We start from the raw sequence: 23,316 nt of genomic DNA on the forward strand, positions 1-23,316 counted from the left end.
TTAAAATCATAAAGTCATGGAAAAGAAATATGTCATCATCCTCTCCGAAGGAAAGGAATACCTGTGCTGTCACGAAGACGGCTGCTATTATGATGTATCCTGCCCGATGCGGTCATTTACTGAAGGCGAAGAAGATTTCGAAATCATGGATTCCGGTCAGAACCGGCATGGCAAGACATATCCATACCATAAAAGAAAATTGAAACTTGTCCCTAGGTTTTATCCGAATGGCTGGCTTGCCTTGAGCCTGGAAGTACCGAAGACCGGGGAAGCTTATACGGTACTGACCGTCAATCTGGAGGACTTTCCGGCCTTCGGGATTCCCGACAAGGCATTTGTTGACATCAACAACAATCCGGAAGCGATGGACTTTCTCATAAGATACAATCTTGCCGAAGATACGGGTTACAGGCGCAGGAGCGGATGGGTGGAATACCCGATGGTAAAACTGAACCTTCCCGAACTGTACCGGATATCACCGGCATACTTCGAGGAATCAGGACAACAATCAATCATGTAACATCAACAATCAACAACCCAATTATAGGAGTATGGCAAAATATGAAGTAAGGGTAAGATACGCCTTCGAGGGCACTTACATGGTAGCGGCAGGGAACCGCGAAGAAGCAAAAAGAATGGTAGAGGAAGACTGCGGTCTGGTACTGGGCGGCAATATCCACACGACACGCGATGATGACGAGGTAACGGACTGGAACTTCGGCATCCATCCCGAATCGCAGATACTCTCGATCAAGGAAACGGGCAGGAAAGCCCGGGCAAAATACATCGCGATGAATTTCAGCGACCGGATTGAGGAACTACGTAATGGCATCATTGAAGCGATACGGCAGTTGCTTCAGGCGCACTCACTGGCGGAACTTGCCTTTACGAACCGGGAAGATGACCCGGTATGGATAATCTGGTTCGGGAAAAACGGAGACCCGTATGAATGCCGGGTAACGGGTGTCCGGATAATGGAGGGCAGCCTGACCGTCATTGCCGAAGAGAAAGAAAGCGGTGATGAGGTGGAATGCTACGGCCCGTTTGAACTCGGCGCAAGGAATATAGACTGGCTCCATGAAATGTACGATGCTGCATGGCGGCAATTGGAAGAGACAAAAGATGTTGAACCCAAAACGGAAGAACCATGAAATATCAGGCGGAAAATGCAGTCTCCAGTTTCTTCTACTACATGTGGAACGCCTGGAGCAAGGAAGAATGCAAGGTAGTATTTGGAGATATGTACCGGCACTTTTGGGATAAATGGTCCGTGTCGGCAGACAATGCCATTTTCGGTGCCGCGGAACGGTTCTTTGCCGGATTGTCGGAGAACTATCAGAAGTTACTTGTTGAACGTGCCGTTACGCTTTATGACGGCAGGGCTTTCCGAAAAGAACCGGACGATTCCGACATCCTTGTATGCAAAGAATGCGGCTCACGGCAGTTGGAAATTCAAGTATGGATAAACGCCAACACGGATGAACGTATCAGCTATGTGTATGATGACAATGACGGGCACTGGTGTGACGGCAAATGGTGTGAAGAATGCGTTGACCAGACCTTTTTCTGTACCAAAGCGGAATTCACACAAAAGATGCAGTCCTGGTGGGAGTCATGTGGTCTTGAGTCAAAAGAACAAATCACAGGGTTGAAAGTCTGTGACTGTCCGCCTGCCGAAAGTCCGCAGACATTTGTCGATGCGGCAGGCCGGTGGTGGAACAGCCGGGACTACGAATATAAACGGGAAATCTATAATAAACATACCTCAAACAACGAATGATATGCAGACAAACATCATTGAACTGATAAGTAACTCATGCGGTTGCAGTCAGACGGAAGCGCAGGAATACCTGGATTCCGAAATCAGATACCTGCGTGAATTGCAGGAAGCGGATGACTTGAGGGGAGACGACATCGGGATGGCGTGCAGCAACCTCGGGCTTGACCTTGATTATCAGGAATATTTTATCAACCGCCTCGCAGGGGCATAAAGACTTATGGCTATGGCTTATTTTCAGAACATACACAGCATGGCGGATCTGAAGAAGGAATACCGCTGCCTGGCATTGCAGCACCATCCGGACAAGGGTGGTGACACTGCAATCATGCAACGGGTGAACACCGAGTTTGAAAAACTGTACGGGATATGGAAAGACAAACCGGATGTTTCAGCGGCTTCAACCGGATATGAACATGACTATCCGGGAGCCACGGCAAAGGAATACACCGAGTACGTGTATAACGAATACCGCTGGAAAGGCCGCAATTACAAGGGACAGCACGCGCCGGAAATCGTGGAACTGGTACGGGCATGGCTCAAGGAGACCTATCCGGGATACAAGTTCTCCGTCAGACGGGAGAATTGCCACTCCATCCATATCCGGTTGATGAAAGCGGATTTCGAGGCGTTCACCAAAGAGTCTGGAAAAGTTCAAGGCGATGTCAACCACCATCATATCCATTCAGACAAATCCTTGACGGACAGGGCAAAAGAAGTAATGATGAATATCTGCGATTTCATCATGTCGTACAATTTCGATGACAGCGACCCCATGACGGACTATTTCCATACCAACTTTTACCTGACGCTCGGAATCGGAAGTTACAAACAGCCGTACAAGGTGGAACCGCCCAGACTCGGCAGCAAAGACAAGCCGGAGGTATTCAAGCATCCGGAAGGTCCGGCACACAAGGCAATGCGCCGGGCATTGGGCAAAGCGCGTTTCGGCTTCATCGAAAGCCGGAAGTATGCCGGGGAAATAATTCTGGGGGAAGACTGTTTCGGCTCACGGGGCGAACTCTATTTTTGGCCGAAGGAATATTCAAGCGCAAAAATGGCCCAAAAACGCATCGACAAACTGGAGGAAGCCGGAATAAGGTGCGAACTCACCGGCTATAACGGAGGATACATCCGCCTGCTCGGGTACACCCCTGAGATGAGAGATTCCCTGGAACGGGAACGTCAGGAGTATGCCGCCGCGTATCAGGCATGGTACTCAAAACAGAATTTGAAAACAATCTGATTCAGGAATTATGGATACAAACAATTTGGACAAGTGGTGGTACGGACTTCCGGAAAACACCAGACAGGCTATAGGAGACGATGGGATATGGGAAAAACTGGATATGCCATCCCGTTCGGCGCTACACCGGTATTCCCTGCTTAGAATTTACGGAACGGCAAAAGACAGGGATGAGGAACGCACGCTGCTCAATGAAATCGCGTGTGGACTGGGCGACCTTGCCCTTGTCCGTAAAAACGGCATCGCGTTGGAGGAAATGTGCAACGGGAACGGGGAATTTTACGATGAATACCAGGAACAGTTCAACATATTATATGACAATTACGGACACATAATAGAAAATATAAGCTGGCCGGACTGGATCGGACATACAATTCCGACAAACAGGGAACTGGTCCGGTTATTGGAACACCACGGTTACAAGCGTATGGAAATCGATACCGACAGAAGAATCCCGAAAACTTTCTATGTTTTCCGTCGTGGGTTGCACATCAACGCAAGCGAGGACTTGTCTTACCACATCATACCGCAACAGGACAGTTTCGGACTGGGGCGTTTTGCGGTATGCGCAACCAAAGACGGTGAAAGCTCCCAACTGGGCACTGACTGTGCCCGGCTCTTTTTGAGGCGCTTCCTTGCCTTCCTGAAGGGTGAAAGAAGCGGGAAAGAGATTATAGATGAAATATTCAACAACCGACAAACTGAACGATAATATGAAAGCAAAAGTGTTCAAGTACAAGTCTGACGGGAATACCGTCGTGGCTCCTTATATGGAACTGGAGCCGTATGCGGAGAATGTATATCTCTCCCTGTCGAGAAAGAACGAAGACGGGAATGAAGACGATGACTGTTTCCATGTGGTCTGCCGGATTGAAAACGTTTATTTTTCCAGCGGGCAGTATTCACGCCGGTTTCTCAAGGGAGAAGGTTGCAGAGAGGAAGCCGCCACCTATTGCAGGAACTGGATCGCGGATACGCTTCAGGATGCGGAAAGAGGAACCTTCGTCAGGTTGATCTCCGTCCGCGTGTTCGAGGCTCTCGGACTTGACGCCACCCCCTTGGTGCAAGCCCGTGAGGCGTACAAAAGGAAGCAGGAACAGAAACGCAGGGAGTGGGAGGAGAAAGAGGCGGAAGAGCGCAGAGCGCGGGAAGAGCAACATCAGCGGCTGCTCGATGAACAGAAACAGAAATTCCTGGACGGGGAACGGATCACGGGAGGAATGTTCCTTGAAATCACCGGAAGGGACGGTTTTGACATCCATATCAGAACCAAAGGGACATTCAACAGGCATGTTATGGGCATAAATAAGGAAGGAAGCATCAGTTACCGGAAAATCAAAGGTCACCGGACTCCGGACTTTACCGGATGCCATAAGGCCGTGTCCGCCTATCTTGCGTTCATAACAGAAAAAGAGGGCAAACAATAAATGCTGGCGGTAACGGCCTGCTTCATGCAACTGTTACCGCTGCCATCTTCCGGCCTCACAACTCACGGTTCAGCGCCATTGCCAGCGGAAACATAAACCGGTTATAGGCTTTAAGCTTTTGCAAATTCAGTACATATCCGGCATAGGGATTGGTCAGATCGGTATAGAAGAATACATCGGTAAATCCTGCGTGTTCCTCCACGACTTCACCCTCCAACGGAATCTCCTCCACATTGAACCGCTCCAGAGGCAGTTCTTCCAGACGGGTCTGTTCCGCATTTCCCAACACATTGAGGTTACGGTTAAACAGCACGAATCCTTTCTTCCTGTAATCCACACGCATACCGTACGGACGCTCCACAAGGAAAGCATCCGCCGCTTTCTTTATATAGTTTTCCATAAGCCTGAAATTAGAAATTACAAAAATACACCATTTGTCCGGCAATGGCGAACAAATCAGGAAGAGAATCGCCACAGACCATGCAAAGCACACTACCGTGTATTTTATTTCCCACCCTGCAAAGGTAGTCCCGTGTCCGGTGTACCCTGTCAAGGTCAGGCCCCTTGCGGGGTTGGCTGAAAGAAAATCATCCTCGCCTGACGGCTGCGGTATTTTCTTTCGCCAAACCTTGCGGGTACTGCCACGGGACAGTCAAGCAGGCGAGAAATAAAAATACCGGCTCCCGGAGCCGGACGTGTTTAACAGATAAAATACAATGAATCATGAAAATCCTGAATGAAGAACATTTCGAGAATGTAAAGCGTTATGCCGAATCCATCGGTGACATCTCACTCCAGAAATGCCTGGAACGGTTGAAGAGCTGGGAAGAAAATCCTGACTGTCCCAGCGAAATCTCACTCTACTATGACCATGCCCCGTACTCGTTCGGCTTCACCCAACGCTATCCCGACGGAAGGACAGGCATCGTGGGCGGTCTGCTCTATCACGGAATACCGGACCGTTCTTTCGCCGTGACACTACAGCCGTTCCATGGATGGCAGATACACACCTGATGAGAGGCAAACGACAATATTAACTTTATAAAATTCAATTCAATATGGAAACGACATTGGCAGTAATGGAAAGACAACAGCAGTTTGACTTCCAGAAAAACGGAATTGAAGTGATGAACTTCGAGACACTTCAACGCACCTATAAAGAGAATGACATCTACAACAATCCGGTGCAGGGCATCTACCATTACCAGGTCATCCGGCGCATGATGGACATCTGCGAGAAATACAATCTCGACTATGAGGTGGAAGAAATCTTCGCTGCCCAGAACAGGAACAAGACACAGCCGGGAGTGAGCATCCTCCCGCAGGTTGAACAGACACATGGCGAAAAAGCCGTGGAAGCCCATATCCTGCGCCGTATTTTCGCTACCATCCGGATCAAGGATTGGGAGACGGACGAACTGACCACGACATTGGTCATCGCCTACCACCAGGACGGCATACAGGCAGCCATAGGCCCCTGCGTGCTAATCTGTCATAACCAGTGTATCCTTTCATCCGAGCGAAGCGTCTGCAATTACGGCAAGAAGAAAGTCTCGACGGAAGAGGTGTTCGAAACCGTGGATGGTTGGCTGGCCAATTTCGAGGTGAACATGAACGAGGACATCGAACGCATACAACGGTTGAAACGCCGGATTATATCTATGGAGGAAATCTATATGTACATAGGTCTGCTGACCGCGTTGCGTGTCTCCCACGACAGTTCGGACAGGGACCTCTCATCCTCCGTGGAAACCTATCCACTGAACCAGGGACAGATTTCCATCTTCGCGGAAGAGGTGCTTAAACTGGCCATGAGCAAAGGACAGATTACCGCTTGGGAATTATACAATATAGCCACAGAGATATACAAGCCCGGAAAGACAGACTTCCCGGCCCTTATTCCACAGAACGGAGCCATGGCGGAACTCCTGCTTTCCCGTCTGCCGGAAGAGCTGGAAGTACAGGATGCCGTTCAGGTAAACTGACATGCAAGCTTCTCAAACCAAAGAAATAAGGGAGAACCTGACAGTGATAACAACTGAAAGGTTCTCCCTTTTTCAATTACTCTTCAAAAAGCAGCATGAATTCCACCTTCCTTCTCCGTTCGATGCTCGGAACCACTTTCCCTTTATAGCACCTGAAAGAGACATATTCCTTGTAAATATTACGGTCGCCCGACTCCAGTTTCTTCAACAGCCGGCTCTTCGGTCTTTTCCCATATCCTTTTAATCTGTAGGGTCCCACATTATATGAAAGGACTGCTGCCAACAAAGAATCACGTCCCAGATAACTGAACATGCGGCACAACTTACGGAGGTCTGCTCTCAGAATGGAATCGCCCTGTGCTTTTGTAATACCGTTGGTAAACCTCTCCCCGGGAAGAACTTTGTGACCCCACCCGACATAAGGCCAATGCTTTTTCTCTCCATGCCAACCCTCGAATCGCTTGACACACTCGACCGCAAGACTGAACTTGTCCGGACTTGCCTTTACCGGATTCTCCGCCCTTGAAGGCATACCTGAAAAAAAGACCGCAGCGGAAAGCACCGCAAACCATATTGCTTTTAACTTCATCATAGGCAGGACCGGCTTAGTGTCTGACTGTTGTGACCGGCAATTCCTTACTATCCGCAGTCACGACGGAATCCTCGTCCTCCGTCTCGTTGTTGAAGTCAAAAGTCAATTGGCAAAGCTGTGCCGGTTCGCTATTGTCCTCGAAATAGATGTCTATCGTCTGCTGGTCCTCGCTTTCAGAAGTGTAGTATAGCCTGAACACCTCCCTGTCAAGGGGATAGCGGTCATTGGGCAGCAGCACCATCCCGTCATCCATACGGAGCGTACCCTTGCCGTCCGGCTGGAAATATCGGATGGTGTAGCGGGCATCGGAAAACCGTCCCTCACGTTTGAGTTCACACCGTATTTCCACCGTCTCGCCTTTCACAATACGTGTGGGGACAGGCAGGGTCTCCACCTTGAACGGATAGGACTGCTGTACATCCACTTCATCATTGCAGGCGGACAACAGACAAGCCACCAGACCCAGGAACAGGATTGCCGTCATTCCGACCAATCCTCTTTTTTTATTCAATGCATTCATATTCAATCAGATTTTAAAACGTTATACTTAATTCTATTTTTACAGAAACTTGTTTTGCAGGTATTCGTTCAGATCCTTGTATCCTTTGTACAAAGAGGAACAGTCCACTATTTTATCCGCGTAGCGTTTGCGGAGAGCCTCCAGCGTGCGCCGTCCGGCTTCGTCCCGGTCCAGGTAACAGTTGACTCTCTCATACCTGTCAAGAACGGGGAACGAGCGTTCCAGCAATGCCACCGAGTTCAGTACGAGATAGTCGTCGCCACATCCCAATTCGAGTTGCATCCACGAGAGGCAGTCGATAAACCCCTCGAAGAGATTGCAAGTATCCGAACCGTTGTCCATCAGCGAAATGTCTTTCGGGGAGAGACTGGCCTTAAAAAAGCGGTTGCGCACCTCGTATCCACCGCTGACATTCCTGAAACCGATGGCGAAATACCGCTTCCCGTGCAAGGTATACCTGATCTCCTTGCAGTTCGGCATAGCCACATCACCGCTAATGCCACGTTCCGCCAGATAACGGAGCAGGACTCTGTTGTGCAGCGGTCCGGACTGTACCTTCGTGAAACTTTCCTGCCTATGGGAATCCTCCCTGTCATTTTCCCCGGAGCGGAAAACGGTCTTGTGTTCGGGAGCAAGACCGCCCCATATCTCTGTTATGAACCTGGCCTGCGCCTTGAAATCCCCGCTGCCGATAAACTCCCCGGCAAGGGTGAATATGTCGCCTCCCTGTCCGGTACCGAAGTCATGCCATATATCTTTACGGACATTCAGCTGGAACGAGGCGGTGCGCTCCTCCCGATACGGGGCCAGATACCAATATTCATCCCCCCGTCTTCTTGCCGGTTCATATCCCATCCGTGCCAGAAAAACGGCGATAGGAATGTCTCTTATCTCTTCTATAGTCATAAGCGGTACGGTTTTAATGGATTATGAATTTTACGCCCAGACCGAACTGTGTCGTGAACAGGTCCAGCGAGCTTCCCCACAATACACGTTCCCGGATACCGGCAAGAAGGACGATGCGGTCTGTCAGGTATGCCTCAAGCTCCAGGGTTATCGCGCCGCCATAGACAAACGCATCCTTGGCGAGCAGCGTTGAACCGTCAAACAGCATCCTGTCTCCCCAATTCACGGTTTCATAGCCGGCCAGTGCGGAACCGCCGACCGAGAGGAAGACCGTCTTTGTCGGATCAGACAGGAATTTCAGGTAATAGCCGCCTTCTGCCGTGAACTGCGCACGGGGTACGCTCGCATTCCGATACCCGTAGTTCTTCATCAGATACTCGGCGCCTATGACCCAGCGGTTGGCTTTTGGGGTGTATCCGGAAACGGCAAATCCGGTATAATAATTCAAGGGGGACTTTGAGCCGTTCGCAAATCCTCCGCGCAGTTCCACGCCCTTCATCCCGGGCAGGTACCGCTGGGCGTGCGCCCGCCCTGAAAACAGGGCAAGCGACACGACTGTAACAAAAAGGAACAGATACTTCTTCATGGCTACTTCACTTTAAGTTCGTTGATAACCCCGGCTCTCACGATGTCCTCACTTTCCACGGTGAAGGTCTGGTGTCTGCCACCGCCTTTCTCGTGCATCTCCACCACCAGTACCTTGTCCGAGGGGATGGTGAATTTGTCGAAGACAAAAACGGTGCGCCCGTCCTTTTTTCCCGCGACGGACGTTACATAGTCGTAAGCACGCAGTGGGAATATCACCTGTTCCTGGATGGCGGTACGTTTCATCAGCTTCTTGTCCACAATTTTAAAAGTCACGAAATCCACCTCATAAGGCACGTTGGAGCGGTTCTTTATCTGTGTATGAAAATAAAGCAGGCCGTTGTGCGTATAGAGTCCGCGGAGCAGGTACTGGATGCCGAACGCCTTGCACCCGATATGCTTGATGTGCCGTCTGTTGTCCTTGTGGATGGACTTCGAGATAAGGTGTACCAATTTAGGCGATTCGCAGCCCAATTCCTTCAGGTAGATGTCAAGGGCGTTGTTGGGGCGGTTCACCTCACTTCCGTCATGAATGAAATCCTTCATCTCGATATTCAGCAGCAGCGGCTCTTCCGCATACTTCACATTGAAGGTGTAAAAACTTCCGCTTTCGGTAATCACGGACATGTTGGTCTCCTCACGGAAGTCCTTCACGGTGGCCTTTACACGGATGACATTCTCCGCACCGTCCGCCTTGCCTGCAATGAGGTTCGGAGAACCGAGGTCCACATAACGCACCGATGACGGGAAAATGATGTGCGTGGTCTTTCCATAGGTCACTTCCAGCCCGTATGGAGGTATCATCCTGTCAAAGGTGAGTTTACGGGTCAGACCGTGATAGAGGTCTCCGTCCTCCTCTTTTTGAGGATACACATCCTTGGCCAGTGTGATGGCATTGTTTACCGCCGCTACGCTGTCGGCTTCATTTTGGGCGAAAGCACCCACAGTGCCCCATGCAAGGGCAAGCATTACAAAAAACTTTTTCATGTCGATTGAATTTTAATGGATTGTTATTGATCGTTGTCTTGATAAAGCATCAGGGTATAGCCTGACTTGAGATGCACCTTCTCCTCACGCATCTTCCGGGATATATACTGCGAGACACCTTGTATGGCACCCTTTCCGAGTTCGGAAAGCAGCTGGTCGCCTGCCGACTGGTTGGTGATGGAGATGCTCGTGCCGAGATTCTGCCCCAGATTGGCGGCAACCTCCCTGACAGCGTTAGCCTCCATTGACCCCGGAATGAATATGCCGCCCTGCCCGTCATTGTCATACACGGCAAGTTCCACGGGGATGATGATACCGCCATATTCCACCTGAAGGATATTGACGTGAAGCCTTTCACCCTGTATGCGCCCTTCTCCGGTAAGCAGGGAGTTTTTGGGCAGGATATGCTTCCCTACACGCATCGGCTCCAGCAGTCTCATCCTCACTCCCTGACCGCTGATGACGGTCTGGTCCCCGTGGATGCAGGCCCGGATGGTATTCCTCACGTTTCTCTCTTCTTTATTACCGATTGGCGTGTGGAATCTTTCCGGTTGTGCCATTCCCGTAAGCTGTATAGAATCACTGACCGGTTGCGGCAACGATGATACCACCGGTGTGGAAACCAGTCCCACGGGAACGGCTTTCGCCTTTCCGTTCCGCCCGGGACTTTCATTATCGGAACGGCTGTCCGTATTCACACCGCCATTGCCCGGCATATACCTGGCCGCAAGCTCATAGGATTTTTCCAAGAGAGCCACCTGCTCCTCGTAACCCGGCTGCGCGTTCTGTGTGGCGACCGCCTGCTTGAGTTGTTCCACCTCGGCTTTCAAAGCCTCCTTCTCCGGATCTTCCTGAGGCGACTCGTAAAAGTTGCCGAGCGTCCTGTTGATGTCATTGTAGGCGGAGACGGATGAAGAACAGGCTTCATTCCTTCTGTCACCTTCACGTGAACTGCCATCCTTGGCATCCGCATCCGGTGACAATTCCACGACAGTCCCGGAGTTCCCATCTGCCATCTCGGAGAAATCCTCCAGCGTACGCAGTTTTTCCGTCTGTTTGCGTTTCATGTCAGCCTGCTCATAGGCGGCAATCTTGTCCCCTTCTATGCCCGCTCCCCTCGGATCGGGAAGCTCGGTGTTGAATCCCGCATTTTTTTCCTCTTTCCTTTTTTCCTCTTCGGACGGTGCGAAAATGAGCCACATCGCCCCGAGGAACAGGAGGAACATCCCGGCAAAAACCAGGTATTTCCTGATTTCCAGCCTCTGTTTCAATTTATTGACATCATTACCCATTTTCTTTCTGATTGAATCGGTTAAAAAACTCTTCCATTTCCTGCACCCTTTTATCCGGGAGTGTATCGGCAGGAACGATATCCGGAATTTCCATCGGGGGTATCTCTATGATTTCCGGCCGTACATCCTCCCGTCCGATGTCATGGATGGCACGGAAAATCATATAGAAATTTCCGATGGCAAACAGGGCAGCCAGCACGACAATTGCCGGCACTCTCTTTTCCGGGCTAAGCCCGGAACACAGCTTCCGCAGCTTTTCTTCCACGGATTCCTTGATTTTTACAAACATCTTTTTCATACATTCTGAATTTTAACGGTCATACACTCTTATATCCCTGTTCTCCACCACACGGAAGGCTTCGAGGATGAAGCCGTGCGGATTATTGTCGCTACGGGTGGAGTTCAGCAGCCTGCCCCGCGTGACGAGGCTGCGCTCGGTCACGCTCTTCTCCCTGATAATGGAAAGCTTCGCGTAGGTCACGACCTCATACGGATAGGTATGGAAATCGCACTTGACGCTGTCAATCCCTACACGCTGGTTCACGTTACCGGAAATTATCCGGTTGTAATATCCCTGCTCTGCCAGATCCACATAATGGGCATAGGCGGAACGGTCACTGAGGAACATGGCCCTCCGGATATTGCCTTCAATCGCATTCTTGTCAGGCGAGAGCGTAAAGAACAGTTCGTGGAACCGTCTGACATGCTCCCTTGCCTCTACCGGGCGGTTCTGCTCCAGGTCTTGTGAAAGGGCCAGCATCAGTGACTTGCCTTCATCCAGCACATAGATCTTCTCCCGTTGCGCTTCCGCGAAGCTGTAAGCCTTCCATACGGAAAATCCCACAAGCAGGGTGCATACACACAGATAGACGATTCCGAACAGACGCAGGTGTCGGAAGCTGGTCTCGATATTTTTCAATGATTTGAATTCCATTCTGTAAATGTTTTATACTGTTATTACTTGATAAGCCTGCCGGCAATGTTTCCCACCGCCGCTCCGGCAGTCCCGGCCACCACGGAGCCTGTCTTGGATGCCGCCTGGTTCACGTTCTTTCCATAATTGCCCGCACCGCCTCCGGCCTGCACAATCCAGTTCGATACGGTCGGGATGGTGAAATACCCGATGATGCCGATAATGAGGAAAGTGATGTAAACCCCGTTTGAGCTGTCGGGGATGAAATCCGGGTCGGAAAGCTGTTCGATGTCCCTCTGCAGCATCAATACCTGGATTCTCGCCAGCACGCTGCTGAACAGGTCGCTTACGGGAAGCCACAGGTAGATACTGATGTAGCGGACGAACCACTGGCTGAGAGAAGCCTGGAAACCGTCCCAGCAGGAGATGGCAAAGGAAACGGGACCGAGTATCGAAAGCACGATCAGGAAGAATGTCCTCAGCGTGTCGATGACCAGCGCCGCCGCATTGAACAGGAGTTCCAGCAGTTCGCGGAAGAAATTCTGCACGGCTCTTTTCATGTTGTACATGGCACGGTCCACATACATTCCGCAAGCTTCTATAGCGTCAAACGCGCCCAGCTCGTCCAGCCTGTTGTCAAAAGTCTCCTTGTCGACCAGATAGGCTGTCTCGGGATTCCGTTTCATCGCCTCAGTCTCCAGCTTGTCCTTCTGCGCCCTGTACTCGTTCATGTCAAAGGTCTGCGACTCCAATATGGTATGGGTCCCTTTCACGACGGGCGAGAGGATGCTGTTCAGCGTACCCAGAACGAGTGTCGGAAAGAACATGATACAAAGCCCCAAGGCGAACGGACGCAAAAGTGGAAAGACATCCACAGGCTCGGCACGGGCCAGAGCCTGCCATACACGATACGCCACATAGAAAAGCGCTCCCAAACCGGCAAGGCCTCTTGCCACACCGGTCATCTTTGAGCAGAGCGGCATCATTTCCACATACAGATTCTGTAAAATCTGATGCAGGTTGTCAAAATCTATAGCCAACAATAACATAATGAAAGCGGATTAGGAATAATTACCAATAACGTTCGTTCGGTGAGCCGTAGAGTGCCATCACGCGGTCCAGGTCGTTCCGTTTCTTGGCGCGCAGGTAGGACACCCCGATGTTCTTGTTGGTGTAATACTGCACCAGGCTACGGTTTTGCAGCATGTCGTTGTAGCAGCGGTCGATAATGTCCATACGTTCCTTGTCGTTCATCGAAAGGCCGTTCTCGTTGACCACCGTCTTCAGGTCGTTCAGCAGGTGGGCACTTTCTTCCAGCAGTTTGGTGTACCCAAGGGCAATGGCACTCAGTTCTTCCGGTGTAAAATACGGATCGCTGAGCATACGCTCGAAGTTGGTGACATAGATGTCCGTGATATCTCCCACCATCAGGACGGTCTGCTGGACTTTGCGGGCATCCCGGACAAGGTTCTTGACCTTGCGCAATCCGTCGTAATACTCCTTGCCCTGCTTGTAGATTTTTACAGTCTCCTGAAAATTATTCGCCATATTAGTGGCTGTGGAGGACGTGTGAACAATGTTCTTGGCGGCATTGATGATGCCCTGTGCTAGATTGCCCGGGTCGCTCACGACCCATTGTGCTTTTGCTGTGAGGCTGGCAAGGAAGCAGCCCATGCACAGCATGAGAATTTTCTTTTTCATGATGTTTCTGTTTTAATGGTGAATAAAAATCTGTTGAAAGTCAAAGTCCCATTTTTCGCCCTTTGGACGGCGGATTACGGAGGATAGGCTTGTGCACCGGTCTCGGACGGTCTACCTCTGCCACTTTTTCTTTCCCGTGTCTGAGGGATGCGAAGAATTCGTCAGCATAAGGTCTGCGGCTGGTAACCCGGACTAATCTGTTATCCAGTTCTTTGTAGGCTTTCTGTGCCTGACGGGATTGTTCTTCCGGGGCTGCGGTCTTGTCAATACCGTATTTGACCAGAAAATCCGGTTGCACATTGATAAGGTCGTTTGAAGCATCCGGTGACACGGCGATACGCCCCAATTTGTCAAGCTCCCGGTCAAGTCCCTCAAGATAGAAGTCCGGCAGACGGACTCCGGGGATATTCTCGACCGCCTTTTCAGCCGCCGCGCACATCTCGGCTTCTATACGGGGAATGTTCATCCTGACATCAGGCTCAATGCAGCAGTCATCCCTGTCCATCAGATAGCTTTCGAGCCATTCATAGGTACTGCATTTGTCCTCAATGCCATAGCGCAGCTTGACGTAGGTCGATGGCACCATGCTGTATGAGGCGAGTTCGCATAGTTCAGATACATCCCGGCTCTTTCTCTGGAAGTCCAATATTCTTATTGCGGATATTACTTCACTATGTGGCGGGCGTTCAATTCTATTCATCGGATATTTCGTACATCCCCAATCACGCATAATGGTGTACATTGCGAACAAACCATGCACTGATGTGGCTTCCCATGGTGGGATATCCGTCAGTTGAGAGCCGTGTTTCGCCATAAATGGAGTATCCGTCAATACATCCATCATATCTACGGATTCCTTGTTCATCGTTGATATGGGAGAATCGAAGGGTTCGGATTTCGCTATCAGCAGGGCGATCTGTTCAATAGCTTTTTCCGAATGACTGTACTCCCGGATAAGCTTTGCAAGTTCCCCGTGATTGTACACACCGGCAAGACGTTTGGCTTTTTGAGCAATCTCCTGCAATTCCCGGTGGTCCGGTTCCCGGAAGCGACCGACAATCCGATGTCTTATCCATTCGGTAAATTTCATGTCTTTCTTGATTTTTGAATGTTACTTACTGTTACGTTTGCTCTCTGCGAGCTGCCTTATTGCAAGCTCTATGTTGCCGCCGAGTTTGTCCGTAAGGCGCATGAGTTCCAGTTTTTCCGTTTCTTCAGTGGTGTAGCACATATATTCTTCAAGCGACACCTCGGTGGCATAGACTGCTGACTGTGAGCCTCCAAGACCAATCCACACTTCCTTGTACTTTCGGGAAGGATTGTTTGCCATGTTGATGGAAAGTATCTGCGCCCGCTCCTTGTCGGTCAGACCGAGCAACGCTTGGATCTCATCGAACTTGTTCATATACTTGCGCTGGTCAAGGAGAATCTTACAGTCACTATTATTAATGATGGTACCCTTGACAATCGGGGAAGAAATGATGTCCTCCACTTCCTGGGTCACGACCACGGCCTCACCGAAAAACTTTCTGACGGTCTTGAAGAGGTACCGAAGATATTCCGCCATACCCTCCTTGCTAATGGCTTTCCAGGCTTCTTCCAATAATATCATCTTGCGGATTCCTTTCAACTTTCTCATTTTGTTGATGAAGGTTTCCATGATGATAATGGTGACTATCGGGAAGAGTACTTTATTGTCCTTGATATTGTCCAATTCAAAAACTATGAAGCGTTTACTCTGTAAATCAAGCTGTTTGTCAGAGTTAAGCAGGTAGTCATACTCGCCACCTTTGTAGTAAGGCTCCAATACATTGAGGAATCCCCATACGTCAAAATCCTTCTCACGGGTTCGCTTCTCTTTTAGGATATCCTGATACTCGTCACGGATAAACTCATAGAAGGTATTGAAGGAGGGTTTTATGCTGCTGTCCCTGCGGATTTTCTCCAGAAAGAGATTGACCGCATTGGATAGCGCCACCTCCTCGGCACGTGTCGGCGGCTCGTCGTCACGCTTCCACAGGGTAAGGATAAGCGTCTTGACGGATTCTTTCTTCTCGATATCGAAAATCCCGTCTTCCACGTAAAAAGGATTGAAAGCTATCGGATCTTTTTCTTCATAAGTAAAATAAATCCCGTCCTCGCCGTGTGTCCTGGCATGGATAAGGCTGCACAGTCCCTGATAGGAGTTTCCGGTATCCACCAACAGCACATGCGCACCCTGCTCGTAATACTGGCGTACCATGTGGTTGGTGAAAAAAGATTTCCCGCTGCCCGAAGGTCCGAGGATGAATTTGTTCCGGTTCGTGATTGTGCCGTTCTTCATCGGCAGGTCGGAAATATCCAGATGGACGGGTTTTCCGGTCAGGCGGTCCACCATACGGATGCCAAACGGGGAGAGCGAGTCCTTGTAGGAGGTTTCCCCGATGAACAGGCACAGGGCCTGCTCGATAAAGGTGTGGAAACTCTCCTCGGACGGGAAATCTCCGGCATTGCCGGGTATTGCCGCCCAGAAGAGGGTCGGCACATCCACCGTGTTGTGGCGCGGTTTGGCTTCCATCAACGCCAGCTGGCTGCCCACATCGTTCTTGATGCGCTTCAACTTTTCCCGGTCATCGCTCCATGCCATGACATTGCAGTGCGCACGGATGGAAACCAGCCCTTTGCTGTGTGCCTCGTTCAGGTACTCCTCAATCCATTCGCGGTTGATCTGGTTGGAACGGCTGTAACGGGAAAGCGAGTGCATGTTCCGTGCGGTCTGCTCGAATTTCCTGAGAATTTCAGCCGAATCATCAATGAAGAGATACTGGTTCACCACATGGTTGCAGGTAAGCAGGATGCCTATCGGTGCGGCAAAGGACAGCCGGCAGTCGCTCCGGTCTGTCGAGAGCCTTTCATACCGGCAATCGGTTGACACGTTCGACGGCAGGTCTTCCGGATCGGAAAGCGTATGAAGGCACAGGTAGTTGTCGCCCACCTTCATTTCTCCGGCACCGAGTGACAGATCCTGCAAGCAGGTAGCATCTTCCTGCGACATGGAAAAATACTTCTCGATGATGCCGGCGGAATTGTTGCTCCCGATGATCTCCTCATCCGTCAGGCGGATGATACGTAGCAGGCCGCTGTCGTTTACGATGCGTTCGAATTGTCCGCAGCACTCCATGAACCGGGTGACGGTTTCCTTGTCCTGCATTTCCTTGGGGATAATGAATCCCCTTGTAAGTGCATTGAAACTGCTGGTTGTCCGGCTGTGTTCCTTCGTGGTTTTCGTAAGGAACAGGTAACAGGTATGCTGCAAATACGGCCGCTCGTTGAAATGGCGTTCGAAACTGCGGCTCAGAAAGCTCAGGTCTTCCTTGCAGATATCCGGCTTATATCCCTCTTCGATGAAGAAGTCCTGCTTGTGTACGATGCTGTAGTTCGGCAAGACCTTTACCGCTTTTGCCCAGGTGGAGTGCATGGACTCGTACTCGGCACGTGTCAGCGTGAACAGTTCCGGCAGTTCCACCCGGTATGCCACGGTGATGTCCGCATCCTTGCTGATGATGCAGCCGTTCTCCACGGCCAACAGCGGAAACTTGCTTTCCAGCGTGGCTGTTTTCATTACGTTTTTCATGCTTTTCTGTTTTTAATGGTTGGAGAAAACAACCGGAGGAACTTTCTCCGGCTGATGATGTAGCGGGGATGGCTGCGCAGCGCATGGAGTTTCATAAGGCCCCATTCACCGTATTTCGAATTCATCCTGAAAGTGCCCCAGACCAGCACCGATGCGGAAACGACCCCGAAACCGATGCAGACCCACTGGTCGATACCTGCCATGTACATGACGACGAAGATTACGAACAACGCGAGCAATCCTCCCGCAAAGATGAACAGGTACTGGCTCTTGAGTCCCTTGAACTCCGGGCTGCGCCCAATCCCCTTGTTGACATTGAATTCCGCCATATTACAGGAAGAATGAGCGTAAGATGGTGGCAGCGACAATCAGGAAGATACACGCACCGAACCAGCTGGCGGCAGTCTTTGAGGTGTCCGGGTCGCCTGACGAGAACTTGGAATAGACTTTCACGCCTCCGATAAGGCCGATAACGGCACCGATGGCGTAAATCAGCTTGGTGCCGGGATCGAAATACGAAGTGACCATATTGGTAGCTTCCGTAATTCCACCGATACCGTTGCCCTGGGCGGATGCCCCCATTGAAACCAGCAGCGTCATGGCTGCCAAAAAGAATCTTTTTTTCATGTGTCGAAACTTTTAATTGGTGAAACAAAAAATGATTTCGACTGCGAATATATAATGCTTAATTTATTGATTTACAGACTATACGATATGTGACACCGTATGACATCACGTTACATCGGAAAAAGATTTTGAGCTGTTCAAAAAGGGCTTTTCCATCAATGTTAAACAGAAAAACAGGGATAAGAAGAAAGTGGAATTTCATTCCTTCCGGCAAAGGCAGCCCCGTTTCCGCGGCTACTTTCGCAGGAATGAATACATGGTGCGTAAAGCGGATACAGTCATAGCCTATTGGGAATCTTTAGCCGAAAGGGGGAACATACTACACGGTGAGCAAGGCGTTTGAAAGCGGCAAACCGGTCTCAATCTTTATGAAAGGATGAAATAGCGGCTGTCTGTATTGGAATGGAAAAGCGAAGTGTGAAAGCCGGCTTTCACACTTCGCTTCTGTTCATTTTACACGTTTTATACATTGTCTACACCTCAGAACCGGAAAAGGAATCTGACATAGAGAAAGCACACCGATATCACATCGACATGCCTTCTGAAACTATGACAGCAAAAAGAAACAATTAAACGAATTCATCTATATCGAATGCCTCTGTCTTATTTTTTATATTATCCATTGCTGAAATTTGTGAATCATCACAAAGCATACTATCAATAAGATTTCCTATCTTCTTTTTGATAGCGGCTTCTTTCCGCATAATTCTGATGACTTCTTCTTCAGATAGATAGATGCGTGGGGCACGAATTGCAGGATTTCTTTTTATGCCAAAAGATTCTGCTTCTGACTTCGGCATTGCTTGTTGTTTTTTTGTTTTTCTCATTCGATTCCATATTTACATGTATTTATTCCAATCAATTCCAATCTGTTCCAAAGACTGTTTTGATGTCTCTTTTCCATTTGGCATATTTTCCCTAAGCAGTTTTTCCAATTGGCTTTGAGTACTCAATTCGGTTGAAAAGAACCTGAACAGGTCTGTATCCTGAAGTTGGTACAAGGTTTCGGCAGCATTTCGGATTTTCTTTCTGTCATCCGTCCCCGAAATAAGCACATCAGCGACATTGTCCAGTTCCTCAAAAGTCAATGCCCTTGAAAAATCCGGGTCAGGAACGCACCCGTCATTTGACATAAGTTCCCGTTTTTCCGATTCTGTCAGTCCTTTTTGGGGAGTAAAGTCATCAATCACGTCATCCGGATTTATATCCTCATCCTCCTCTATGGGTTCCTTTTTCATAGGCTCAGAACGTGTGGGAGTTTTTCTCGCCACTTCCGGGTCTTCAAGATAGACTATCTTCGTCTTGCCGATTACTTCATTGTACTCGTTCAGGGGATTCGGCTGCGTTTCGGTATTCTTTTCATGCCCGACTTTAAGGATATCGTTCTCCGCTTGTGCGATCCATGCTTCAGCCTTGTCCAGTCTTGCCCTATACCGGGCTTTCCTTGCTTTTTCCGCCATCCGTTTTTTGCGTGATTTCCATAACCGGATACGTGCAATGCGCATATAACGAAGCTGATTGTTCCAGAATTTATAAACTTTCGGACTGAATATAAACATCCATACCTTATATAATATATAAGTTGCCGACACGGCTTTTACTGAAAAATAAATTAATGTTGTTTCCATGACTATTGAATTTTAGGGGGTGAAAAACGGTCTTTATACATTCGGGTGATTTCCTCGATGTTGAGTTCTATATGCTCGGCTATGATGTTACTGATATAGCTCGCAATACTTACTTCGGGAGCTATCACATTGAGATAATTCTTTATCTCGTCGTACAGCTTGCGGTTCAGGTACACCTGGATACGTCCGGGCATGGGGGTATTCACCAGATACTTTTGACGAAAGTTACTGTCACTTTTAGGCATATTGCAAGATTTGGAATTTTTCCGGGCAGTTTCTTTTTCCGTATCCTGCCTTTCATTGTTTCCCTCTTCCGGAACCTCAACCACTATGATATCCTCGTTCTCGATGGCATCAGGAATGTCACCGACCATATACCCCCTGATTTTTTCTTCATTCACTTTTACAATTTTCTTTGCCATATCTCAATTACAGGTTAAATTTTACAATCAGTTCGTTTGCCAGTTCCTGCAATCCGCTGCCTTTAAGCTGTCCTGCCGGCGGTGGAAGGAGCGAACAGCGGAAATAGGTGCGTGTCCGGGATGACAGTTCCTTGTCATAGCGGCAGAGATCGGGAATCATTGAATCCAGAATTTTCAACCCCTGTTTCTTCATCAGTGCCATATAGTTGTCAAGCACCTCGGTGTTGCTTCTTTTCTTGACCTTGGTCCAGAACAGGAACACGTCTTTTAAGGGAATGTTATTCCGGTTTTCCGCACACTTCATGACGCTTTTGGCAAAGACAAAACTGCTGTCCATGACAAAATTGTCAGCGGCAATGGGGGTCAATACATAATCCACATTGAAAATGGTCTGCAAAACGCCGGATATGTCCATAGATCCCGGCAGATCTATGAAAACGATATCAAAATCTGCTTTTGCCGCCAACTCTCCGGCCACCTGGCGTGCATTCTCCGGTTTTGCCTGCCTGATAGGATAAATCCTACATCCCCTGAGTCTCTGTTCCTCCAGCAACACCATGTACTTCTTGTTTATCTCCACCATCTCCATGTCCCGTTCCCTCAGATTGAACAGGCTACGCTGGGTGGAGTCACAATCAACGATGGCCACATTCTTGCCCATCGAATAATTCAGGAGACTGGCAAGCGTTATCAACATGGTACTTTTGCCGACCCCACCCTTTTGATTGCTGACCGCAACGAATAACGGATTCTTCTTCATAACTGAACTTTTTTAATGGTTTATTATACTATTGTTTTACTTGTCTGTTGTTTGCTTTGTGACATGGTTTGTTAGTGATACGGTTGCTTTGTGCTCACCAACCGGCAAACCGACCAACCGATAGTTCTCTGCCTTAACAAAGCAAGCATCCAATCATTACCCGCCTGTTACAACAAGTGCTTTCGCTAACCGGCAATACAACGGACAGTTACTTGACTATTGGTTTGTTTTACCGTTCACGCTGCAAATAAAATGGTATTTTCCCATACTTCCACCATGTTTCAAGGGAGGTGACGACCTGTGTCACCATATGTCATCATGTTACATATAACTTGCTATTTTACAACAGAATAAACTGCCATAACTTTGCACCGACAACGGAACGGATACGGCTGCGAGGGCTTTCCGAAGCCGAAGAATGAGGCTGAAGGTCAAAACACAATTTGACGAAGGAAAATTCATTACCAAGCGGTAATAGCAAGTTGTGTTTTCGGCAGCCCGAAATATTTCGGGCAACCCAAAACAACTTGCCGCTCGCCTGACGGCTCGGGAGGGATTTCCTCCAAAGTCGGAAATCCATGACGGAAGATCAGAAACTGAAAAAACTCAATGCGTATGGAAGAAAACAAGAACAGAAAAGCAAGAAAAGGTGTAGGGCGGAAATCAAAATCCGACCCTGCCGTGTACCGCTACGGTATCAAATTCAATTCACGGGAGAACGCGCAATTTGAACTCTCATTCCAGAAATCGGGTATGGCTTACCGTGCGAGGTTTATTAAATCGGTACTTCTGAACAAGGAAATCAAGGTGGTCAGAATCGACAAGGCAGCAATGGACTACTACGTCCGTCTTACCAATTTCTACCATCAGTTCCAGGCCGTAGGCAACAACTACAACCAGGCGGTAAAGGCAATCAAGACCAATTTCGGGGAGAAACGGGCATACGCCCTGCTTCGCAATCTGGAAAAGGTGACCATAGATCTGGTGGTGCTGAGCAAGCGGATCATCATGCTAACCCGTGAGTTTGAAGAAACCTACCTTATCAAAAAACAGAGGGAGGAGGAATGACATGGTGGCAAAAATCAACAGGGGCGCGTCGCTCTACGGGGCTGTCATCTACAACCAGCAGAAAGTGAACGAGTCAACGGCACGCATCATTTCGGGAAACCGCATGATTGCCGATGTCACGGGCAATCCGGAACAGGTCATGAGGAACACGCTCTGGGCATTCGAAAATTACCTGCTTGCCAACAGGAACACGGAGAAGCCGGTGCTACACATATCGCTCAATCCTTCGGTGGATGACCGTCTCACCGATTCCCAATTTGCGGATTTGGCAAGGGAGTATATGCAACGCATGGGCTACGGCGACCAGCCTTACATTGTATATATTCACGAGGACATCGGCCGCAGGCATATCCATATCGTTTCCACCTGCGTGAACGAGAAAGGGGAAAAGATTGACGATGCCTACGAATGGAACCGCTCGATGAAGGCCTGTCGGGAACTGGAAAGAAAATTCGGTCTGAAACAGGTGGAGGACAAACGCAGGGAACTGCTGGAACCATATCTGAAGAAAGCGGACTATCAGAATGGCGATGTAAAGCAACAGGTTTCCAACATCCTTAAAAGCGTGTTCTCCACTTACCGTTTCCAGTCATTCGGAGAGTACAGCGCGTTGCTGTCCTGCTTCAACATCGAGGCGAAACAGGTTAGGGGCGAATTTGAAGGGACACCTTACAACGGCATTGTCTATACCATGACAGACAATACAGGCAAACCGGTATGTACGCCCATCAAGTCCTCCCTTATCGGAAAACGCTTCGGTTATGAAGGACTGGAAAAGCGTATTGGTTACAATACCCGTGAATACAAGAACAAAAAACGGCAGCCCAAAATACGGAACGATATTGCACTCGCCATGCATGGATGCCGTGGCAACCGGGAGGATTTCATCCGCCTCTTGAACGGCCGGGGAATAGACGTGGTGTTCCGGGAGAACGGGGAAGGACGCATTTACGGCGCGACCTTCATCGACCACAGGAACAGGGAGGTCTATAACGGCTCGCGGCTCGGAAAGGAGTTCTCGGCAAATGCCTTTGAGCGCCTCTTTAATAATCCGGGCAATATCCCGAATCTGGATGCGCCCATGCCGGACACCGGTCTGCAAAGCGGATTCTCCTCCGACATGGAAAGTGCCATAGAACAGGCTTTCGGGATCTTCGACTTTGAAGCAAACGGTCCCGACCCGCAGGAAGAGGCTCTTGCACGCAGGCTGTATCACAAGAAGAAAAAGAAACGCCGCTCACGGGGCATCTCCTAAAAACAATATTCA

The 23,316-nt window shown here is 49.4% G+C and carries 30 protein-coding genes; 11 read left to right on the top strand and 19 right to left on the bottom strand.

Annotated features, from left to right (window positions below; genetic code table 11):
* The first annotated feature begins 16 nt into the window (after positions 1–16).
* The 7 genes from BN4609_RS14710 to BN4609_RS14740 are packed head-to-tail and all read left to right on the top strand — an operon-like array spanning position 17 to position 4,450.
* Positions 17–520, top strand: coding sequence for a DUF4313 domain-containing protein (locus BN4609_RS14710; RefSeq protein WP_068857266.1), 504 nt, complete (start codon positions 17–19; stop codon positions 518–520).
* Positions 521–551: 31 nt separating this feature from the next.
* Positions 552–1,151, top strand: coding sequence for a hypothetical protein (locus BN4609_RS14715; RefSeq protein ID WP_004309359.1), 600 nt, complete (start codon positions 552–554; stop codon positions 1,149–1,151).
* Entirely contained in the window at positions 1,148–1,780 is a 633-nt protein-coding gene (locus BN4609_RS14720; RefSeq protein ID WP_004309361.1) for a hypothetical protein, read from the top strand. The genes BN4609_RS14715 and BN4609_RS14720 overlap by 4 nt, the downstream gene beginning before the upstream one ends.
* 1 nt (position 1,781) lies before the next feature.
* Positions 1,782–1,991 carry a hypothetical protein gene (locus BN4609_RS14725; RefSeq protein WP_004309362.1) on the top strand — a complete coding sequence of 70 codons (210 nt, stop codon included), beginning with the start codon at positions 1,782–1,784 and terminating at the stop codon, positions 1,989–1,991.
* Between the two features lie 12 nt (positions 1,992–2,003).
* Positions 2,004–3,023, top strand: coding sequence for an LPD29 domain-containing protein (locus BN4609_RS14730; protein WP_005680487.1), 1,020 nt, complete (start codon positions 2,004–2,006; stop codon positions 3,021–3,023).
* Positions 3,024–3,033: 10 nt separating this feature from the next.
* Positions 3,034–3,735 carry a hypothetical protein gene (locus tag BN4609_RS14735; RefSeq protein WP_004309364.1) on the top strand — a complete coding sequence of 234 codons (702 nt, stop codon included), beginning with the start codon at positions 3,034–3,036 and terminating at the stop codon, positions 3,733–3,735.
* 1 nt (position 3,736) lies between these two features.
* Positions 3,737–4,450 (top strand): hypothetical protein, encoded by a 714-nt coding sequence (locus BN4609_RS14740; protein ID WP_008766622.1) that lies wholly within the window; start codon positions 3,737–3,739, stop codon positions 4,448–4,450.
* A 55-nt stretch (positions 4,451–4,505) separates the two neighbouring features.
* Here the strand turns inward: BN4609_RS14740 and BN4609_RS14745 are convergent, their stop codons facing one another.
* On the bottom strand, positions 4,506–4,850 hold the full coding sequence (locus BN4609_RS14745) for a hypothetical protein (protein WP_005680486.1): 345 nt from the start codon (positions 4,848–4,850) through the stop codon (positions 4,506–4,508).
* 323 nt (positions 4,851–5,173) lie between these two features.
* Between BN4609_RS14745 and BN4609_RS14750 the strand changes: the two genes are divergently transcribed.
* The gene (locus BN4609_RS14750; RefSeq protein ID WP_004309367.1) at positions 5,174–5,464 is read left to right on the top strand and encodes a DUF4120 family protein; all 291 of its coding nucleotides are present in this window, start codon (positions 5,174–5,176) and stop codon (positions 5,462–5,464) included.
* Between the two features lie 44 nt (positions 5,465–5,508).
* Positions 5,509–6,435 (top strand): hypothetical protein, encoded by a 927-nt coding sequence (locus tag BN4609_RS14755; protein ID WP_008766624.1) that lies wholly within the window; start codon positions 5,509–5,511, stop codon positions 6,433–6,435.
* Positions 6,436–6,511: 76 nt separating this feature from the next.
* On the opposite strand, the gene BN4609_RS14760 is transcribed toward BN4609_RS14755, so the two are convergent.
* The 18 genes from BN4609_RS14760 to BN4609_RS14845 all read right to left on the bottom strand — a co-directional run bounded on the left by BN4609_RS14760 (position 6,512) and on the right by BN4609_RS14845 (position 20,981).
* Complete coding sequence (locus BN4609_RS14760; protein ID WP_004309369.1) at positions 6,512–7,027, bottom strand: glycoside hydrolase family protein; 516 nt, start codon at positions 7,025–7,027, stop codon at positions 6,512–6,514.
* Positions 7,028–7,040: 13 nt separating this feature from the next.
* Entirely contained in the window at positions 7,041–7,547 is a 507-nt protein-coding gene (locus BN4609_RS14765; RefSeq protein ID WP_005680476.1) for a DUF3872 domain-containing protein, read from the bottom strand.
* Between the two features lie 39 nt (positions 7,548–7,586).
* Entirely contained in the window at positions 7,587–8,453 is an 867-nt protein-coding gene (locus tag BN4609_RS14770) for a DUF8464 domain-containing protein (RefSeq protein WP_005680475.1), read from the bottom strand.
* Between the two features lie 13 nt (positions 8,454–8,466).
* Positions 8,467–9,039: a conjugal transfer protein TraO gene (locus BN4609_RS14775; RefSeq protein WP_005680474.1), complete on the bottom strand. Its 573-nt coding sequence runs from the start codon at positions 9,037–9,039 to the stop codon at positions 8,467–8,469.
* A gap of 2 nt (positions 9,040–9,041) precedes the next feature.
* The gene (gene traN, locus BN4609_RS14780; protein ID WP_005680473.1) at positions 9,042–10,025 is read right to left on the bottom strand and encodes a conjugative transposon protein TraN; all 984 of its coding nucleotides are present in this window, start codon (positions 10,023–10,025) and stop codon (positions 9,042–9,044) included.
* Between the two features lie 23 nt (positions 10,026–10,048).
* The gene (traM, locus tag BN4609_RS14785; protein WP_004309374.1) at positions 10,049–11,317 is read right to left on the bottom strand and encodes a conjugative transposon protein TraM; all 1,269 of its coding nucleotides are present in this window, start codon (positions 11,315–11,317) and stop codon (positions 10,049–10,051) included.
* Positions 11,310–11,615, bottom strand: coding sequence for a TraL conjugative transposon family protein (locus BN4609_RS14790; RefSeq protein ID WP_004309375.1), 306 nt, complete (start codon positions 11,613–11,615; stop codon positions 11,310–11,312). The genes traM and BN4609_RS14790 overlap by 8 nt, the downstream gene beginning before the upstream one ends.
* A gap of 12 nt (positions 11,616–11,627) precedes the next feature.
* Positions 11,628–12,251 (bottom strand): conjugative transposon protein TraK, encoded by a 624-nt coding sequence (gene traK / locus BN4609_RS14795; protein WP_004309376.1) that lies wholly within the window; start codon positions 12,249–12,251, stop codon positions 11,628–11,630.
* A gap of 23 nt (positions 12,252–12,274) precedes the next feature.
* Positions 12,275–13,279 (bottom strand): conjugative transposon protein TraJ, encoded by a 1,005-nt coding sequence (gene traJ / locus BN4609_RS14800; RefSeq protein ID WP_008765484.1) that lies wholly within the window; start codon positions 13,277–13,279, stop codon positions 12,275–12,277.
* A gap of 22 nt (positions 13,280–13,301) precedes the next feature.
* On the bottom strand, positions 13,302–13,931 hold the full coding sequence (locus BN4609_RS14805) for a DUF4141 domain-containing protein (RefSeq protein ID WP_005680468.1): 630 nt from the start codon (positions 13,929–13,931) through the stop codon (positions 13,302–13,304).
* Positions 13,932–13,971: 40 nt separating this feature from the next.
* The gene (locus BN4609_RS14810) at positions 13,972–15,021 is read right to left on the bottom strand and encodes a hypothetical protein (RefSeq protein ID WP_005680467.1); all 1,050 of its coding nucleotides are present in this window, start codon (positions 15,019–15,021) and stop codon (positions 13,972–13,974) included.
* Positions 15,022–15,042: 21 nt separating this feature from the next.
* A complete protein-coding gene (locus BN4609_RS14815; RefSeq protein WP_068857267.1) occupies positions 15,043–17,544 on the bottom strand; it encodes a TraG family conjugative transposon ATPase in 2,502 nt (833 codons plus the stop codon).
* The gene (locus tag BN4609_RS14820) at positions 17,541–17,873 is read right to left on the bottom strand and encodes a DUF4133 domain-containing protein (RefSeq protein WP_008777481.1); all 333 of its coding nucleotides are present in this window, start codon (positions 17,871–17,873) and stop codon (positions 17,541–17,543) included. Before BN4609_RS14820 ends, BN4609_RS14815 begins: the two co-directional genes overlap by 4 nt.
* A 1-nt stretch (position 17,874) precedes the next feature.
* Positions 17,875–18,171 carry a DUF4134 domain-containing protein gene (locus BN4609_RS14825; RefSeq protein WP_004310646.1) on the bottom strand — a complete coding sequence of 99 codons (297 nt, stop codon included), beginning with the start codon at positions 18,169–18,171 and terminating at the stop codon, positions 17,875–17,877.
* A 569-nt stretch (positions 18,172–18,740) separates the two neighbouring features.
* Positions 18,741–18,998, bottom strand: coding sequence for a hypothetical protein (locus BN4609_RS14830; RefSeq protein WP_005680464.1), 258 nt, complete (start codon positions 18,996–18,998; stop codon positions 18,741–18,743).
* 12 nt (positions 18,999–19,010) lie between these two features.
* Positions 19,011–19,799 carry a DUF4122 family protein gene (locus BN4609_RS14835; protein WP_004310647.1) on the bottom strand — a complete coding sequence of 263 codons (789 nt, stop codon included), beginning with the start codon at positions 19,797–19,799 and terminating at the stop codon, positions 19,011–19,013.
* Between the two features lie 2 nt (positions 19,800–19,801).
* Positions 19,802–20,221, bottom strand: a complete 420-nt coding sequence (locus BN4609_RS14840; RefSeq protein WP_004310648.1) for a DUF3408 domain-containing protein — start codon at positions 20,219–20,221, stop codon at positions 19,802–19,804.
* A gap of 7 nt (positions 20,222–20,228) precedes the next feature.
* Positions 20,229–20,981 carry a ParA family protein gene (locus BN4609_RS14845; protein ID WP_004310649.1) on the bottom strand — a complete coding sequence of 251 codons (753 nt, stop codon included), beginning with the start codon at positions 20,979–20,981 and terminating at the stop codon, positions 20,229–20,231.
* A gap of 609 nt (positions 20,982–21,590) precedes the next feature.
* On the opposite strand from BN4609_RS14845, the gene mobA reads away from it, so the two are divergent.
* Together mobA and mobB are read left to right on the top strand one after the other, a co-directional pair.
* Entirely contained in the window at positions 21,591–22,049 is a 459-nt protein-coding gene (mobA, locus tag BN4609_RS14850) for a conjugal transfer protein MobA (protein WP_004310651.1), read from the top strand.
* A gap of 1 nt (position 22,050) precedes the next feature.
* Positions 22,051–23,304 (top strand): conjugal transfer protein MobB, encoded by a 1,254-nt coding sequence (mobB, locus tag BN4609_RS14855; RefSeq protein ID WP_008765487.1) that lies wholly within the window; start codon positions 22,051–22,053, stop codon positions 23,302–23,304.
* The last annotated feature ends 12 nt before the right edge of the window (positions 23,305–23,316 follow it).

Origin of the sequence: Leyella lascolaii, from assembly GCF_900079775.1 — a bacterium.
GTDB classification, from domain to species: Bacteria; Bacteroidota; Bacteroidia; order Bacteroidales; family Bacteroidaceae; genus Prevotella; species Prevotella lascolaii.